This is a genomic window from Aquimarina sp. AWH4_224 (assembly GCF_056160245.1).
Genome location: NZ_JBSWWU010000015.1, coordinates 20,520 through 38,260, shown reverse-complemented (window position 1 = coordinate 38,260; position 17,741 = coordinate 20,520). Strand labels below are relative to the sequence as shown.

Here is a 17,741-nt window from a genome sequence, read left to right as displayed (position 1 = left end):
CCAAAGCCAAAATCCGACCGGTAATAGAATTTAATAATTACCTTTGCCGTGTGGAAAATGCTAAACTTACCAGACTAAACAAATATTTGAGCGAAGTAGGATATTGCTCTCGCCGTGAAGCTGATAAATTAATTGAGCAAGGTAGAGTTACTATCAACGGCAAAGTGCCGGAGATGGGAACCAAGGTAGCTGTAGATGATGAAGTTCGCGTTGATGGTGATCTTATAACAGAACCTAAAGAAAAACACGTATATCTTGCCTTCAATAAACCGGTAGGGATTGTTTGTACCACCGCTCAAAATGAAAAGGATAATATTATTGATTTTATCAATTATCCAAAACGTATTTTCCCAATTGGTCGTCTCGACAAACCCAGTGAAGGCCTAATTTTCCTTACCAGTGATGGAGATATTGTAAATAAGATCTTAAGAGCTCGTAACAATCACGAAAAAGAGTACATAGTTACTGTCAATAAATTGATCAATCCTCAATTTATCAAACGCATGGGAAATGGCATTCCTATTTTGGATACAGTTACTCGAAAATGCGAGGTAGAACAGATTAGCAAGTTTACTTTTAGAATTGTACTTACGCAGGGGCTTAATCGACAAATTAGACGGATGTGCGAATATCTGGGCTATGATGTAGTATCCCTGAAAAGGATTCGAATCATGAATATTACTCTGGATGTTCCTGTCGGAAAGTGGAGATATTTTACAGAAGAGGAACTGCAACACATTAACAAAGATGTAGGGGATTCCAGCAAAACAGAAGAAGCCTCAAAATTTGAGGAAAACAAAGAGCAATCAAGGCCAAAACGAAATATGTACCGTAAAAACAATGCTTCTGCTCCTTCCAAAAGAAATACTTCCAGCGACCATAGGAGAAAACGCAGAAGAAATAGCCGTTAACAAAATCCTAATTTTCTGATTCCTAAAAACAATTTGCTGATAAATTAAGTAAATTACTCATCTGTGCACTTAAAATGCTAACCGATGAAACATCTAATCATACTATTTGTTGGTTTGATTTCTATAGCCTGTTGGGGGCAATATGAAAACGAACCCTCTGAAGCCTACCCATTTGGAAAACCTCATCCTGATGCACCTAAAGAAATTATGGATTTCCAACCGATGATCGGGATTTGTGATTGTACTTCGATAACCAGAAACAAAGATCAATCCTGGGCAGCTCCAAATACAATGACTTGGGAATTTAAATATATCATGAACGGAATGGCCGTTCAGGATGAAACACTAAAAGAAGATGGGAAACATTCTGGTAGTATTCGTCAATTTATCCAGGATAGTAGCAAATGGTACGTGCATTATTATTCTTCTAGTGGTCCTACTCCGGTGCTCTCTGCCTGGGAAGGAAATAAAAAAGATGATAAAATCATTTTGTACAAAGAACAAAAAGCTCCTAATGGAATGGAGGGATATTACAAAATCAATTTTTATGATATTACCGAAGAAGGGTTTAAATGGTTAGGAGAATGGGTAAATACCAATGAGTCCTTTTCTTATCCCACCTGGAAAATTGATTGTATAAAGAGAAAGGATACTGAGAAGGTATCTGATGAAGACCAAATCCGCAATGCTGCAAAATCTTTTTCCGCTGCGTATGTAAAGAAAGATTTTGAAGCTATTGCGAATGCGTATACCAAAGATGCCAAAATATTTCCCAATAACACGCCTATTATCAAAGGATATGAAACCATCAAAAAGCGATGGTCTGGGGGTGCCGACAGCTACACTCCTATTGCACACGAAATCATTCCCGAAGAAATCGTGATTTTGAATAATACCGCACATGATTATGGGATTTACAAAGGAAAAAACAAAAGAGCCGATGGTACCGAAATTAGTTATCAAGGCAAATACGTGGTGGTATGGAAAAAAGAAAACAACCAGTGGAAAATGTACCTCGATATCTGGAATACCATCAAAGATTAACACAAATACTTCAATTTTTACTATGAATCATACTTTATCTCCTTTTCATCTAGCCATCCCTGTAGACGATTTACAGAAAGCCAGAAAATTCTATAATGATATTTTTGAATTAGAAGAAGGTCGTAGTAGCGATCACTGGGTGGATTTCAATTTTTTTGGACATCAGTTAGTGATACACTATAAGCCAAAATCTGAGGAAGAAAAAGCGCATAGCAATCAGGTTGACGGTAAAGACGTTCCTGTACCCCATTTTGGAATCATTCTAGAGTGGGATGTTTGGGAAAACCTGGCCAAAATGTTAGCTTCTAAGAATATCACTTTTGTTATCGAACCTTACATTCGTTTTGAAGGAGAAGTAGGAGAACAAGCTACCATGTTCTTGTATGATCCTTGTGGAAATGCTTTAGAGTTCAAAGCCTTTAAACATAAAGAGCAAATTTTTGCCAAATAAAGGTAAACAAAACAAAAAAGCAGGTTAAAAATGATAAAAAACTACAACTTTTTAGCAATTCATTCAAAAATGTTAAAGAATTGCTAAAAAATCTCACTATATTCTGCCCTTATTCAATAAGAACAAAAAAAGAATGGATTTTACCAACCCCTTAGTCTATGGAGTACCCTGCTTCTTAGGATTGATTTTATTAGAGCTAACCTACAGCAAAACTCATGATCATAGCAAAAAAGATCTCTATGAATGGAAAGATCTAGGTGCCAGTTTGTTTATGGGTGTAGGATCTGCATTACTTGCTCCACTAATCAAAACTATTTCGGCTATTGTTATTTTCAACTATGTGTATGACTTTTTTAATCCACTGGTTGATGGTGTACGAACTAATATTATGGGATGGGAGTCCTTTGGATATGCCTGGTATGTTTGGTTAGTCTGTCAATTACTAGATGATTTTACCTACTACTGGTTTCATAGACAAAATCACATGGTTAGAGCGCTTTGGGCTGCACATATTGTCCATCATTCGTCCGATAATTTTAATTTGGGTACCGCTGTGCGCAATGGGTGGTTTACTATTTTGTACAAACCCTTATTCTATATGTGGCTGCCTGCAATAGGTTTTCCTCCAGAAATGGTAGTGGTGTGTTTAGGAATTGAAGCTTTATGGCAATTTCAGCTGCATTCAGTATACATCCCTAAGCTTGGCTTTTTGGAAAAGATATTCAATACACATACGATGCATCAAGTACACCATGCCAAAAATGTGGAATACATGGATAAGAATCACGGAGGGTTTCTCAATATTTTTGACAAAATGTTTAATACCTGGAAAGAATTAGACGAAAATATTGACGTACAATATGGAGTAACACATGCACCTAACTCTTACAACCCATGGGTAATACTTACTCATGAATATAGAGACATCTGGAATGACACCAAAAAATCCAAAAACTGGTATCATAAATTCATGTACATTTTTGGACCTCCGGGATGGAGTCACGATGGAAGTACTCTTACTGTAAAAGAAATGCAACGAGAACTTGAGCTTCAAAAGAAACAAGCTTCACCAAAAAAGGAAGTAATTCGAGAAAAAGCGAGTCATAAAAACCTTGAAAAAGTAGAAATATGAATTATCAAGAAATAGTAGATCAGCAACGTAATTTTTTTAATACGAATGCAACCAAAAATATTTCTTTCAGAATTCAAGAGTTAAAAAGATTAAAAAACGTTTTAAAACAAAACGAAACGCTACTTTATCAAGCTATATACCAGGATTTCAAAAAATCCGAATTTGAAACCTACCTTACAGAGCTATCAATTATTTATCATGAAATTGATCTCGCACTGGTAAAGGTTAAAAAATGGGCAAAAAAGAAAAGAGCCTCTACCGGTTTGGCTAATCTTCCGGGTAAGAGTTATATTATTCCCGAACCTTATGGTACTGTTCTGGTCATCGGTGCCTGGAATTACCCGTACCAATTATCTCTTTGCCCAGCAATAGCAGCCATTGCCGCGGGATGCACTGTAGTTTTAAAACCAAGTGAAGTGCCTTCCCGAACTTCTGAAGTAATGGCGCAGTTAATCAATCAGAATTTTGATCCAAAACTGTTTAAAGTTGTAGAAGGTAGTATAAAAGAAACCACAGCATTACTAGAGATTCGTTTTGATAAAATGTTTTTTACCGGCAGTGTTTCTGTAGGGAAAATTGTGTATCAAGCCGCTGCAAAACACCTAACACCGGTCACTTTGGAGCTAGGAGGAAAAAGTCCGGCAATAATAACAAAGGATGTAAATATCGATATGACGGCTAAACGATTAGTTTGGGCAAAATATCTCAATGCAGGACAAACCTGTATTGCTCCAGATTATGTTTTAGTTGATGCTACTATAAAAGACAAATTCTTAGCGGCAATCAAAAAGTATATCGAAAAATCAGATTATCACGTCGATAACGATAACTATACTCAAATCATTAACGAAAAAAACCTGGATCGTCTTAATGACCTCATCAATGAGGATAAGATCTTTATTGGTGGTAAAGGAAACAAAGAAGAAAGAGTGATTCCTCCTACTGTTTTAACTGATGTGGCATATACAGACAAGGTGATGCAGGAAGAAATCTTTGGCCCTATCATGCCCATACTCACTTTTGAAACTATAGATGAAGCCATAGAGAGTGTAAAGAAATTTGAAAAGCCGTTATCTTTTTATGTATTCACCAAAAATAGCGCTACCAAAAAAAGGATCTTAAATGAAATTTCATTTGGTGGTGGAGCTGTAAATGATGCAGTTATGCATTTTACCGAACAGACACTTCCTTTTGGAGGTGTTGGAGAAAGTGGTATCGGGACCTATCATGGCAAATATGGTTTTGAAGCTTTTTCTCATTATAAAAGTGTGCTTCAGAAACCATTTTGGGTAGAACTAGACCTAAAATATGCTCCGTATAGTAGCAAAAAATTAAAGTGGCTAAAGCGTCTTGTGGGTTAACGGGTTGCCTTTACCGAAAATAAAAGCGGATAGAGTTTCTCACTCATTTCAAACATCCCCTCTTTATTCTTTATAAGATTTGGAAAAATTTCATAAGGAGATACATCGTGCTCTTGCAGATACTCAATCTTTAGACCAGCCTTGGTTAAAGATGAAATGACTTCGCCTAATCCATGATTCCACCCATACTCTTTACTGATCATACTAGAATCAGTATCGGCATACGTTCCTTGATACTCCTCATAAATTGCTTCCTTTTGATGGTATCCATATCGTATCACAGGTTCTTTTTGGAGATAATCAAACATCCACACAATAGGATGAAATTCTACCAAATAAAAGGTTCCTCCGGGCCGTAAACGCTCTGCAATCATGTTTGCCCAAGGTTGTAAATCGGGAAGCCAACCGATCACTCCATAACTTGTAAATACAATATCAAACACTTCTTTGACATGTGACGAAGTATCCAATACATTACAACATACAAATGACGCATCTTGTTCTAATTCTGAAGCTAATTTTCTGGCCAATTCGATAGCATTTTCAGAGATATCTACCCCTGTACACCTTGCTCCCATCCTACTCCAGCTCAACGTATCTTGCCCAAAGTGACATTGAAGATGTAATAGAGATTTTCCAGAAACATCTCCTAATGCATCGATTTCAAATTGATTTAACGAAGTTGCTCCTTTTTTGAACCCCTCCAAATCATAAAATGCACTACCCGCATGAACATTTACTTTTTCATTCCAGGTTTGTCTGTTGGTTTCAAAATACTTGTCAAATGTATCCGACATGATTGCTTGAATTTTATGTTTTATTGGTTGTCGTCTCCCAAAAGCGATACAGGCAAACTTGTGATTGTACTTACTTTTTCAGTAGTTTTGAGTTTTTAGTATCAACTCACATTGCAATATACCATGAATCACTATACCTTACAAGACCTTACGGCTATGCCATCCAGATTTAGAGCAAATCTAATCAATAGCTGTACTGGTTATAAATCTTGTAATCTACTAGGTACCAAAGGAAAAGACGACAACACTAATGTAGCCATCTTTAATTCTATCATTCATATTGGTAGTAATCCACCCATGTTGGGTTTTGTTCTACGACCTACAACAGTTCCCAGAAACACCTATAAAAACATTAAAGAAACCGGGTTCTTTACCGTAAATCAGGTCCATAAAGATTTCATTAAAGATGCACATCATACTGCAGCAAAATACGAAGCAGACGTTTCTGAGTTTGACAAAACCGCCCTTAATGAAGCCTATATTGACGATTTTTTTGCTCCTTATGTACAAAACAGTCCTATACAGCTAGGATGTAAATACGTTAATGAATACCATATCAAAGAAAATGATACTTTATTAATAATTGGTGGGATTGAACACATATATATGGACGAAAAAATCATTCATCCTGATGGTTGGGTGCAACTGGACAAAGCTGAAACAGTATCATGTATCGGCTTGGATGGTTATGCATTACCACAGGTATTGGATAGATTTCAGTATGCAAAACCTAACGAAGAAACACGATCTCTTTTAAAAGAGCAATAAGCATCTTACTTTTCTTTACTAAAATTTACAATTCTATTTTAAATGAAATATTTGCTCACAGACCAAGAAACCGAAAGATTACGATTTCGGTTATTACAAGACAATGATTTTGATGAGTGGACCAACTTATTCAAAGAGGATCACGTAGCAGAATTCCTTGGTTTGGATCCCAAATTATCTCCTTCTCAGCTTTGTCAAGCATGGTATGACAAAACTAATAATAGATATAACAAACAATTAGGAGGAATGAATGTACTGATTGATAAAAAAACTGATCGATTTGTTGGGCAAAGCGGATTATTAGTCCAAACCATAGATGACGAAGAAAGACTCGAGGTTGGATATTCTATACTACCAGAGTTTTGGAAACAAGGATATGCTTACGAAGCTGCTTTGAAATGTAAAAATTATGCTTTTGAAAACAACTTTGCAGATTCGCTGGTTTCTGTGGTACATTTCGATAACATTGGTTCTGAAAAAGTAGCTCTCAAAAACGGAATGACCTTCGAAAAAATAACAGACGAAGTTTTCAACGTTTTCAGTATTACCAAACAAGCCTGGATGGACCAAAAATGGTAGTTCAAAAGAATTTCGCATCTTAGTACTTTGCTAAACTTTATTAAGTCAATCATGAAAGCTAAACTATTTGTACTTCTAACTCTAATCCTTAGTTCGCTACATATTAGTGCACAAGATTTTACGCAACAAGTAAAAAAATTCATCACGGTCGATTCTTCATTAGTAGCAATCACTAATGTTTCGATTATCGATGGTACGGGTGCCCCTGTAAAATCAAACCAAACGATCGTCATTAAAAATGGAATTATTGATGCCGTAGGAGATAGTGACTCCATAAAAATCCCAGAAAACGCTCTGGCAATTGACGGGACTAATAAAACAGTTATTCCCGGTTTAGTGATGCTTCATGAGCACATGTTTTATCCTAAACCTTTTGAAAATTGGTTTAGTGTTGGACAAATGACCTTCACCTTCCCCAGGTTATACCTTGCTGGCGGAGTTACTACCATGAGAACAGCCGGAAGTATTCAACCGGAAACCGATCTTAATGTAAAAAAATGGATCAATGAAGGTAAAATGACTGGGCCAAAAATGGACGTTACCGGTCCTTTTATCGAACGTGAAGGATATCAAATACCTGAACTCGGTTTTATCAATGGGACAAGTGATGTCGCCAAATTGGTTAATTATTGGGCTGATAGAGGCGTTACTTCTTTTAAGGTTTACAATCATATCACCAAAGAAGATTTAAAAATTTGTGTTACTGAAGCGCATAAAAGAGGACTAAAAGTAACTGGGCATTTATGTTCTTTGACGCATCGTGAAGCTTCAAATATTGGTATAGATAATTTGGAGCACGGATTTATGGTGTCCAGTGATTTTGTAAATGATAAGGAAGAAAATCACTGCGATCCTTTTGTAGCTCGCAAAGCTTTGGATCAGGCTCCTCTCGACGACCCAAGAATACACTCACTTATCGATCTATTAATCAAAAATAAAACAGCGATAACCACTACTCCCGTGGTTTTCGAACCATTTACTGGGCATGAGGTAGTACCAGGAGGAGGTCTAAAAGCTTTGGCACCTCAATTTCAGGAAAAAATACAGGAACGCTATGATAGAGTTGTAAACAAAGATTCTTCGGCGATTAAGCGATTTGAGAAAAACCTAAAATGGCTCAAACAATTTAATGACAAAGGAGGTCTTTTGGTTGCTGGAACCGACCCTACAGGCGCTGGAAGAACAGTAGCCGGATATGCGAATCAGCGTACTGTAGAAATACTAGTAGAATCAGGTTTTAGTATTGAGGAGGCTATCAAAATATGTTCTTTAAATGGTGCTATTTATCTAGAAAGACAAAAAGATATTGGCACTGTCGAAAAAGGAAAAAAAGCAGATCTGGTTCTTATAAATGGCAGCCTGAAACAAAACCCTAAAAATATCCGAGAAATGGAAATTGTTTTTAAAGATGGATTCGGTTATGATTCAAAAAAAATGTTTGAATCTGTTCAAGGAATGGTAGGATTAAACTAAACATCTATTTCTTTAAACAGCCAATCTCTAGAGATTTAGAATTCCTTATAAAGATTAACAATAAATTATTACATCTATACTGTAATGAAAAGAGTAAAAATCCGACCTTTATAGTATGATCAAAGAGTTTAGAGAATTTTCAACCACAGCCTTACTCAATGTGGCCAACGAAGAAATCCTTCAACCCTTTAAACAATCCAAAGTTATTGGGCTGTATACTTTTATATGGGTGAAGAATTCTAAAGCAGTATTTGAGATTGATGGTATCGATGTTGCTGTGGACGAAAACAATATTGTTGTCTTAACTCCTAATCAGTTTTTTAAATATATCAGTGGTTCCGATTTGATTGTATATCAATTTAACCGGGAATTCTATTGTATCAAAGATCACGACAAAGAAGTAAGTTGTATGGGAGTTTTGTTCTATGGTAATAGTGTTATTCCTACTATACATCTGGACCAAAAGGAACAGGACAAATTAGAATTATTTCATAACATCTTCCTAGAAGAACTAGATACCGTAGACACAATACAAGCAGAAATGCTTCGTATGTTGATGGCAAGGTTTATCATCACCACCACACGTCTAATCAAACAACAAAATGATTTTAGCGCGGTTGATGATCAAATAGATCTAATCAGACAATTTAATGCATTGGTTGAATTTCACTTTAGAGAAGAACATTCGGTAGGTTTTTACGCCGATAAGCTATTTAAGTCGCCTAAGACCTTATCCAACAATTTTGCAAAGTTTGAAAAAAGCCCATTACAGATTATTCATGATCGTATCGTTTTAGAAGCGAAGCGTTTGCTAATTTACACCGATAAAACTGCTAAAGAGATCGCTTATGAACTTGGTTTCGATGATGCGTCTCATTTGAGCAGAATGTTTAAAAAACACACCTCTTTTTCTCCATCAGAGTTCAAAAAACAATTAAAACCTGAACCAGCATAGGGAAAAATTGACAAGCTTTAAGGAATTAGAGCTATGTCATTATTTTAGTTTTTGCCCCAACTTTGTATCACAATCAAAAACAACCACCGAAATAGTTCGGGTAAAAAATAAAAGTCATGAAGAATTCAATACAACATATCAGATTTGTCATTACTACTCTTCTTGTAATGACCATAACTATTAGCAATGCTCAAGTAACTTACGAAGATGAATTGGAAACAGTATATCTAAATGATCAAAAAGAGGAAGTAGTATACACCAACCATTTCAGTAACTATAACAAAGAGATCATTGCGAAGAATGAAATTCATTTTGTGTCTGCGATTAGAGATGCAAAGCAAAATAAAGACTATTTATTGTTCCTTTCTGAAAGAAGTAACCTAGAAATTTTGAATGTTGCTTATTTAAAAACATTGCGAAAAGGAGCAAACAGAAGTGTTGACGTTGAGGCTTTTGCAGATTTCCTAAGAGATCGCCTTCCAGAGTTAATCCAACAATTTCAAAAAGATAAAAATCTTGAAGAATTGTATATTATCTCTAGAAAGAATACTTTTAATGGGAAAATAGATGCATTACCAAGTGTTTTATAAACACAAGGGAAGCGAAAAAAGTAAACACAAACTCCACAAATGAAAAAAATGTTACCCCTATTGCTGCGAATTATCGTGGCAATAATTTTGATTCAAACCCTCAGGTTTAAATTTACTGCACACCCAGACAGTGTCTATATTTTTACCAAGGTAGGCTTAGAACCTTACGGAAGAATTGGCACTGGAATTACAGAACTTATTGCCGGTATTTTGTTGCTTATTCCAAAAACCACATGGATCGGTGCAATGTTAACGTTGGGAATAATTGGTGGTGCAATAATGATGCATTTGACCAAATTAGGTATTGAAATTAACAATGATGGCGGTGTACTTTTTATTACTGCGGTAATTACCTTCGTACTAAGCGGCGTCATACTTTGGATCAACAGAAAAGATGTGAAATTCTTTTAAAGAATTACCATTAAAACGATTTATTACAAACCTCTGCTTTTGCAGAGGTTTTTTTATTACCGGGAAGTATTGACAAGCCTTAGGGAAGAACCAGCATTTTATTACCTCCTTATATACCTCATCTTTGTACTGTTAATTTAAATCAATAATCAAATGAGAATTCAAAATAAATCAATCTTTAATCTTATAGAGATTTTCAGACAAGGAAGAAAGCAAATTATCAATTCAATAAGCCCTAAAACACATTGTGAGCAAAAAGGGATTCATGATTTTTATTGTGATGCCGAAAAACCTTTTGTCAAAAATTAATTCTTAAAAAAAACAACAAGGGAAATTTTGACAAGTAGTCGGGAAAAACGAACATTTTTTTGCAACGCGTATTAAAAGACCTTTGTTTCATATTACAAAAAGCAATAAAATATATTATCAACACACACTGATTTAAACATCAGATAATCAAAAAAATTCAAAAATTATGAGCACATTTAATGTACCAACCAGAGAAGAAGTAAGCGCTAATAACCAAGCGATATTTGACAATTTAAATAAAGCACTAGGTTTTGTACCTAATCTATATGCAACTTACGCACATAGCGATACTGCACTAGAAAACTATTTAAACTTTTCTAATGCAAAGACTTCGCTTTCTGCCAAAGAGAAAGAAGTAGTAAACTTAGCCGTAAGCCAAGTAAATGAGTGTATCTACTGTTTATCTGCACATACAGCGATAGGAAAGATGAACGGTTTTACCGACGAGCAAATCCTAGAGCTAAGAGCTGGTAATGCTTCTTTTGACGCAAAATTAGATGCGTTAGCAAAATTAGCTAAAAATGTTACAGAAAACAGAGGTAGAGCAGATCAACAAGTAGTAGAAAACTTCTTGGCAGCTGGATACACAAAAGGAAGCTTAATCGATACTATTGTTTTGGTTGGAGATAAAACCATATCAAACTATATCCATAGCACCACACAAGTTCCTGTAGATTTTCCAGTAGCACAACCGCTAGAAACTACAACAATATAAGTAGTAACCACTAGAGTTACCCCAAACATAATATGACCTGAAAAGGAGAATACAAATAACCAACCTCTTCTTTTCAGGTTTATAAAACGAAAAAATCAATAAACATTTATATTAATCATTTTTAAAACTATGAAAAATTTAATCACATTATTCACATTCATTTTAGCAATTACCTTTACTGCACAAGCACAAGATGTTAAAACTGTAGCTTTAGAGCAAACTAAAGGAGAGTTCACTCAAAAAGAAATCAAACTATCTGAAGGTAGTTACGTATTTAACATCTCAAACAACAATGCTGGTACTGATGTTGGATTTGTATTAGTTCCTGCAGGAAAAGACGCTGCAGATGCTAAAAATCACATCAAAGAAGCTTATGTAACCAAAGTAGTTGCTGAAGGAAAGACAGAGAGTTCAAACACCGTTACATTGAAGAAAGGTACTTATACTTACTTTTGTCCGCTAAATAAAACTCCACAATACACATTGACTGTAGAGTAGATTTCATATATATCAAATTCTAAAACCTTGTTAATCTAGATTAACAAGGTTTTTCTTTTTATATTTTTGCCAGAAAATGAACAAACATGAGATATTTATCAATTTTATTGTTATTTACTATTTTTCTTTCTGGTTGTAAAAATGAAACCAAGAAAACCGATGTATATGAAGATGATGTAGAAGTAAGAGATCCAAAACCCGCACAGACTACCAGCAAGCCCAAAATATATTCGACTACAGAATCCATTGCATTTGCCAATGGTTTAAAGCAATGGGATAAAGTAAGGGAGATAAAATTTACATTTAATGTAGATCGCGACACCGTTCATTACGAGCGCTCATGGAGTTGGAAACCGAAAGAAGATTTGGTTACCATGACCACTGCCAAAGACACGATTACATATAACACCACCAAAATAGATAGTACAAATCAAAAAGCAGATCAAAGTTTTATCAATGATAAATATTGGTTATTAGCCCCTTTCAATTTGGTTTGGGACAAAAAGAGTTTTGCAACCAAACACTATATGACCTCCATTGCTCCTATTAGCGGAAAAGAAATGCAAAAACTAACCGTTATTTATCGAAATCAAGGAGGATATACTCCTGGAGATGCTTATGATTTTTATTTTGAAGGAGATTTTGTAATCAAAGAATGGGTGTTTAGACAACAGAATAGCGAAGAACCTTCTTTGATTACCTCTTGGGAAGATTATGAAACTTTTGAAGGTATTAAAATTGCCAAAACTCATAAAAGAAATGAAGGGAATTGGACATTGTCCTTCTCTAATATTGAAGTGCTAACCGAATAGAATTATAAAAGAGCTGATTATTTCTTTATCAAAAAAGACGTTGCAAAAGATACTGCAGCAAACAACAGCAATGCCAGAAAACTAAGTCGTAGGGAAGACATATCTGCCAAGAAACCTAGTAAAACAGGTCCAACCAGAAAACCTACAAAACCTGATCCGGCGATAGCAGAAACACCTTGAGAAGCTTCGATATTTTCGGTTCGACCTCCTATTCGGAATAATTCGGGAACAATCACCGAAAAACCAAGGCCTACAAATCCGAATCCGATAATAGCGATTATTGGATTGACTAGTAATACCATAACAAAACCTAGTCCTCCAATAAAAGTACCCAACGTAATAGTACGTTTTGCGCCTATTTTGGCACTAATAGCATCTCCTAAAAACCTCCCTAATGCCATAGTTGCAGAAAAGGCGGTGTACCCAAACCCAGTCCAGGAAATTTTGGCTTTTGACACTTTCTCGAGGTAGAGCGCACTCCAATCTACAATTGCTCCTTCTGAAGCCATGACACAAAACCCTATTAAAATGAGCCCAAACAAAGGGATAAAATGACGAATATTAAAGGTAAGCTCTTCGACCTCTTTAGAGACGATATGAATATAGTTTCGAACCAGTAGCGCATTGACAATAATCATAATTCCTACCACAACTAGAACATGATAAAGAGGATAAGTAACTGAAGTCAAAAAGAAAGTCCCAATCCCTGCACTTACCATTCCGCCAAGACTAAAAAAACCATGATTAGCAGACATGATATGTACTCCATCCTCTTTTTCTATTTCGGTAACCAAAGTATTCATAGCTATGTCTGTAAAACCCGAAAAAATCCCTACAAAAAACATCACAAAGCATAGCATATAAAATGAAGATGCAACAAATAATAATGGAAATACCAAAAGCAATCCCAAAATACCATAGGCCGTCGCTTTTCCAACATATAGTTTTTTGATAATCCCTGGAGCGCTAAGTAACATCGTTATTGTACCCAATGCCATAAAGAAAATGGCAACCCCTAAAGTCCCTTCATCAATATCCAACTTATTTTTGATAGTAGGTATGTATATGGCCCAGGTACCGAACAAAACATTTATTGTAGAAAACACCACTGCTGGTGCCAAATACCTTGATCTACTACACAATAAAAAAAGTGAGTTCATACCTTGAGATTAACTATCTCAAAATTACAAACATAAATCAGGGACTACTGAAACAAATTATTCCAATTGTAAGACAAAATATCCCTAAAACACACCTATAAAATCTAATTGTGATAATTTTGTCTTATGGGAGTATTATACGAACAAATTTATTTGAACCAATCCAGCTCACTAAAAGTAGCTAGTTACAATTACAAGAATAAATCTCAATGTAATATTGTAAGCTGGCACTTACACCCTGAGTATGAACTGGTATTTATAAGAAATGGAAAAGGAACAGTACAGCTCGATACCTACGCAGAGACCTATGATGACGGTTTACTAATATTTCTTGGGCCTAATATCCCGCATATGCCATTTGGAAATACAGATTTCAAAACAAATGTTGAAGTTGTAATTCAATTTCCAGAGAGTTTTGTAGAAGAAAAACTAGTTCATTTTCCAGAGTTCAATGGATTATCAAAATTTATAGATTCCGCCAAAAACGGAATTATACTCTCTTCAGAAACACACAAAAAACTATCCAATCAATTTTTGAAACTCAAAAATCAAAATCCTACAGAACAACTTCTTAATACCGTCTATATTCTCTACCAACTTTCTGTCGCCAACAATCAACGTCGACTCTTAAAAAACAAATCCTTTATAGATATCAGTAACCATTCTTTAGAAAGAATTGCGACGGTATATGAGTTTGTGAATACACATTATGCAGAAAACATAGGATCAGAGAAAATCGCCCAACGACTAGGATTGACTTCAAATTCATTTTGTAGACTATTTAAGAATACGACTAACCGCAGTTTTATTAGCTTTTTGAATGAATTCAGAATAAAAAAAGCCAAAGAGTTTTTTGATAATCATGAAGATACAAGCATTTCAGAAGCTATGTATCAATGTGGTTTTAACGACCCTTCCTATTTTTCTAAACAATTCAAAAAATATATGGGTTATACTCCTACTCAATACCGTAAACGATTATTGCAGTTGTAAAGTGATTCGTATTTAACAATTCTTTTCCAAAAAATTAAACCAAATATTTTTTTGGGCTCAATGATTTTTGTAAATTAGTGAAACACTGTTTCAATAATTAAAACACGTTTATGTCTACCTTACAAAAATCCAGTCTGGATTTCGCAAAAGAACAAGATCAAAAGGATAAGCTAGCGGCGTATAGAGATAAGTTCCATATTCCCAAAGACAGTAATGGAAAAGATTGGATCTATATGTGTGGTAACTCTTTGGGATTACAACCCAAAACCACACAACAATATATTCAGCAAGAATTAAAAGATTGGGCTCATTTTGGTGTCGAAGGTCATTTTGAAGCCAAGAACCCCTGGATGCCTTATCACGAATTTTTGACCGATAGTATGGCAAAAATAATGGGGGCAAAACCTATAGAAGTGGTGATCATGAATACCTTGACTACCAATTTGCACTTATTGATGGTTTCTTTTTATCAGCCCACTGCAAAAAAGTACAAAATTGTGATAGAAAGTGATGCCTTCCCTTCTGATCGTTATGCTGTAGAATCTCAGTTGCATTTCCATGGATTTGACCCAAAAGATGGATTGATTGAATGGAAACCCAGAGAAGGAGAGGAACTTTTGCGGATGGAAGATCTGGAGACAATTTTGGATGAACAAGGAGATGAAATTGCTTTGCTATTAATTGGCGGACTCAATTATTATACGGGTCAGTACCTAGATCTCAAACAAATTGCAGACCTAGGGCATGCCAAAAATTGTATGGTAGGTATCGACCTTGCACATGGTGCAGGTAATATCATGCCTAATCTTCATGACTCAGGAGTAGATTTTGCGGCTTGGTGTACCTACAAATATCTAAACTCCGGACCAGGTAGTCTTGGAGGTTTATTTGTACATGAAAAACATGCGTATAATAAAGATTTAAAACGTTTTGCAGGTTGGTGGAGTCATAATAAAGACACTCGGTTTAATATGCGTCAAGAGTTTGATGTGATGCCAGGTGCAGAAGGGTTTCAACTCAGCAACCCTCCTATCCTATCCATGGCCGCTATTAAAGCTTCTCTTGATATTTTTGAAGAGGTAGGCATGAGTAACCTAAGAGAAAAGTCGAAAGCACTTACTGGATATTTTGAATATTTAATCAACGAAATAGATACGGATCGAATTCGAATTATTACTCCGAGTAACCCCGAGGAACGAGGATGCCAATTGTCCATTCAGGTGAAACATGCAGATAAGAGTTTACATCAAAAACTCACTGATCACCATATCATTACTGACTGGAGAGAACCGGATGTAATTCGTTGTGCTCCTGTACCGCTTTACAATACTTTTGAAGATGTATATCGAATGACCGAAATTTTAAAAACATTGCTATAATGAGCAAAAAGGAACATATTGTTATTATTGGAGCAGGGCTTTGTGGTTCGATGTTAGCACTACGCCTAGCACAACGAGGATACAAAATATCATTATATGAAGGACGACCGGATTTGAGAACTACCGATATTTCTGCAGGTCGCTCCATCAATCTCGCACTATCAGATCGCGGGTTAAGAGCCTTGGATATGGTAGGTATTGCAGACAAAGTATTGCCATTATGCATTCCTATGCATGGCCGACTAATTCATGATACCGAGGGAAACACTTTTGCTTCCAACTACTCGGGAAGAACAGGCGAGTACATCAATTCTGTATCTCGTGGAGATCTAAATGCTTTATTGCTGACAGAAGCCGAGAAACACGAAAATGTAAACATCCATTTCAATAAAAAATGCATTGGTGTTGATATCGAAAAACCCACAGCAACATTTCAATGCTATCTCACCAAAGAAGAATTTACTGTAGATGCAGATGTGATTTTTGGAGCTGATGGTGCAGGGTCGGCATTGCGAAAAAGCTATTATTTAGAGAAGAAATTCTTATTTAGCTATTCACAGAACTTTTTAACTCATGGATACAAAGAGTTAGAAATCCCTGCGGATCAATTGGGTAATCACCAAATCAGCAAAGACCATCTGCATATTTGGCCTAGAGGACAGTACATGCTTATTGCTTTACCCAATCTAGATGGAAGCTTTACGGTGACCCTATTTTTATCTTATGATGAGGGCGAGTATAATTTCAATAACCTCACAACCATTGAAAAAGTACGAGAGTTTTTCGAATCTCAATTCCCGGATACTTTACCACTAATTCCGGATCTTAAAAATGAATTTTTTAATAACCCAACCGGATCTTTAGGAACTGTAAAATGTTCTCCTTGGTATTATAAAGGAAAAACTTTGTTGATTGGGGATGCTGCCCATGCTATTGTTCCCTTTTATGGACAAGGAATGAACGCCTCTTTTGAAGATGTGGTTGTTTTTGATGAGATCCTAGATCAATACGAAGGTGATTGGGATACTGTATTTAAAATGTATCAAAAAGCAAGAAAAGAAGATACCGATGCTATTGCAGACCTAGCCATAGACAACTATTATGAGATGAGAGACCATGTTGCCAATCCTATTTTCAAAGAAAAAAGAAAACTTGAAATGGAACTGGAAAAAGCATTTCCAGAGGAATATTCTTCAAAATATTCTATGGTTACTTTCAACGAACATATCAGCTATGCAAAAGCAATGAAAATAGGTAGGGCCCAAGATAAAGCACTGCTCAATTTGATTGCTGATAAAGAAATCGATGCGGATCTGGATATGAAACAAATCCTACAACAAGTACAAAAAGAAACCGATGAAATTCTGGAAGAAGATAAAATAGCCAGATTGAAGTAATCTAAA

The 17,741-nt window shown here is 35.6% G+C and carries 20 protein-coding genes; 18 read left to right on the top strand and 2 right to left on the bottom strand.

Annotated elements, in window-relative coordinates:
- Nucleotides 1-50: 50 nt before the first annotated feature.
- The 5 genes from rluF to ACXAGJ_RS22220 all read left to right on the top strand — a co-directional run bounded on the left by rluF (nucleotide 51) and on the right by ACXAGJ_RS22220 (nucleotide 4,899).
- Nucleotides 51-911 (top strand): 23S rRNA pseudouridine(2604) synthase RluF, encoded by an 861-nt coding sequence (rluF, locus tag ACXAGJ_RS22240; RefSeq protein ID WP_474843060.1) that lies wholly within the window; start codon nucleotides 51-53, stop codon nucleotides 909-911.
- An 84-nt stretch (nucleotides 912-995) separates the two neighbouring features.
- Entirely contained in the window at nucleotides 996-1,955 is a 960-nt protein-coding gene (locus ACXAGJ_RS22235; RefSeq protein WP_474843058.1) for a YybH family protein, read from the top strand.
- 22 nt (nucleotides 1,956-1,977) lie between these two features.
- On the top strand, nucleotides 1,978-2,406 hold the full coding sequence (locus ACXAGJ_RS22230; protein WP_474843056.1) for a VOC family protein: 429 nt from the start codon (nucleotides 1,978-1,980) through the stop codon (nucleotides 2,404-2,406).
- Nucleotides 2,407-2,539: 133 nt separating this feature from the next.
- Entirely contained in the window at nucleotides 2,540-3,538 is a 999-nt protein-coding gene (locus tag ACXAGJ_RS22225) for a sterol desaturase family protein (RefSeq protein WP_073320985.1), read from the top strand.
- Nucleotides 3,535-4,899 carry an aldehyde dehydrogenase gene (locus tag ACXAGJ_RS22220; protein ID WP_474843054.1) on the top strand — a complete coding sequence of 455 codons (1,365 nt, stop codon included), beginning with the start codon at nucleotides 3,535-3,537 and terminating at the stop codon, nucleotides 4,897-4,899. Before ACXAGJ_RS22225 ends, ACXAGJ_RS22220 begins: the two co-directional genes overlap by 4 nt.
- Here the strand turns inward: ACXAGJ_RS22220 and ACXAGJ_RS22215 are convergent.
- A complete protein-coding gene (locus ACXAGJ_RS22215; protein WP_474843052.1) occupies nucleotides 4,896-5,696 on the bottom strand; it encodes a class I SAM-dependent methyltransferase in 801 nt (266 codons plus the stop codon). The genes ACXAGJ_RS22220 and ACXAGJ_RS22215 overlap by 4 nt on opposite strands.
- 123 nt (nucleotides 5,697-5,819) lie before the next feature.
- Between ACXAGJ_RS22215 and ACXAGJ_RS22210 the strand changes: the two genes are divergently transcribed.
- The 10 genes from ACXAGJ_RS22210 to ACXAGJ_RS22165 all read left to right on the top strand — a co-directional run bounded on the left by ACXAGJ_RS22210 (nucleotide 5,820) and on the right by ACXAGJ_RS22165 (nucleotide 12,806).
- A complete protein-coding gene (locus ACXAGJ_RS22210; RefSeq protein WP_474843050.1) occupies nucleotides 5,820-6,464 on the top strand; it encodes a flavin reductase family protein in 645 nt (214 codons plus the stop codon).
- 42 nt (nucleotides 6,465-6,506) lie between these two features.
- Nucleotides 6,507-7,043, top strand: a complete 537-nt coding sequence (locus ACXAGJ_RS22205) for a GNAT family N-acetyltransferase (protein WP_474843049.1) — start codon at nucleotides 6,507-6,509, stop codon at nucleotides 7,041-7,043.
- Between the two features lie 51 nt (nucleotides 7,044-7,094).
- Nucleotides 7,095-8,516, top strand: coding sequence for an amidohydrolase family protein (locus tag ACXAGJ_RS22200; protein WP_474843047.1), 1,422 nt, complete (start codon nucleotides 7,095-7,097; stop codon nucleotides 8,514-8,516).
- 115 nt (nucleotides 8,517-8,631) lie between these two features.
- Nucleotides 8,632-9,471: a helix-turn-helix domain-containing protein gene (locus tag ACXAGJ_RS22195; RefSeq protein WP_474843045.1), complete on the top strand. Its 840-nt coding sequence runs from the start codon at nucleotides 8,632-8,634 to the stop codon at nucleotides 9,469-9,471.
- Between the two features lie 116 nt (nucleotides 9,472-9,587).
- Entirely contained in the window at nucleotides 9,588-10,061 is a 474-nt protein-coding gene (locus ACXAGJ_RS22190; protein ID WP_474843043.1) for a hypothetical protein, read from the top strand.
- Between the two features lie 48 nt (nucleotides 10,062-10,109).
- Nucleotides 10,110-10,472 carry a DoxX family membrane protein gene (locus tag ACXAGJ_RS22185; RefSeq protein ID WP_474843041.1) on the top strand — a complete coding sequence of 121 codons (363 nt, stop codon included), beginning with the start codon at nucleotides 10,110-10,112 and terminating at the stop codon, nucleotides 10,470-10,472.
- Nucleotides 10,473-10,625: 153 nt separating this feature from the next.
- A complete protein-coding gene (locus tag ACXAGJ_RS22180) occupies nucleotides 10,626-10,781 on the top strand; it encodes a hypothetical protein (protein WP_170864653.1) in 156 nt (51 codons plus the stop codon).
- A gap of 166 nt (nucleotides 10,782-10,947) precedes the next feature.
- Nucleotides 10,948-11,496 (top strand): carboxymuconolactone decarboxylase family protein, encoded by a 549-nt coding sequence (locus ACXAGJ_RS22175; protein WP_474843039.1) that lies wholly within the window; start codon nucleotides 10,948-10,950, stop codon nucleotides 11,494-11,496.
- Nucleotides 11,497-11,625: 129 nt separating this feature from the next.
- Nucleotides 11,626-11,994 carry a cupredoxin domain-containing protein gene (locus ACXAGJ_RS22170; RefSeq protein ID WP_474843038.1) on the top strand — a complete coding sequence of 123 codons (369 nt, stop codon included), beginning with the start codon at nucleotides 11,626-11,628 and terminating at the stop codon, nucleotides 11,992-11,994.
- Nucleotides 11,995-12,080: 86 nt separating this feature from the next.
- A complete protein-coding gene (locus ACXAGJ_RS22165) occupies nucleotides 12,081-12,806 on the top strand; it encodes a hypothetical protein (RefSeq protein ID WP_474843036.1) in 726 nt (241 codons plus the stop codon).
- 17 nt (nucleotides 12,807-12,823) lie between these two features.
- Here the strand turns inward: ACXAGJ_RS22165 and ACXAGJ_RS22160 are convergent, their stop codons facing one another.
- Nucleotides 12,824-13,966 carry an MFS transporter gene (locus tag ACXAGJ_RS22160; protein WP_474843034.1) on the bottom strand — a complete coding sequence of 381 codons (1,143 nt, stop codon included), beginning with the start codon at nucleotides 13,964-13,966 and terminating at the stop codon, nucleotides 12,824-12,826.
- A 126-nt stretch (nucleotides 13,967-14,092) separates the two neighbouring features.
- Here ACXAGJ_RS22160 and ACXAGJ_RS22155 point away from each other — a divergent pair, with 126 nt between their 5' ends.
- From ACXAGJ_RS22155 to ACXAGJ_RS22145, 3 genes are all read left to right on the top strand, one after another.
- Nucleotides 14,093-14,959 carry an AraC family transcriptional regulator gene (locus tag ACXAGJ_RS22155; RefSeq protein WP_474843033.1) on the top strand — a complete coding sequence of 289 codons (867 nt, stop codon included), beginning with the start codon at nucleotides 14,093-14,095 and terminating at the stop codon, nucleotides 14,957-14,959.
- A 110-nt stretch (nucleotides 14,960-15,069) separates the two neighbouring features.
- Nucleotides 15,070-16,338, top strand: coding sequence for a kynureninase (kynU, locus tag ACXAGJ_RS22150; RefSeq protein WP_474843032.1), 1,269 nt, complete (start codon nucleotides 15,070-15,072; stop codon nucleotides 16,336-16,338).
- A complete protein-coding gene (locus tag ACXAGJ_RS22145) occupies nucleotides 16,338-17,735 on the top strand; it encodes an FAD-dependent oxidoreductase (RefSeq protein WP_474843030.1) in 1,398 nt (465 codons plus the stop codon). The genes kynU and ACXAGJ_RS22145 overlap by 1 nt, the downstream gene beginning before the upstream one ends.
- Nucleotides 17,736-17,741 lie beyond the last annotated feature (6 nt).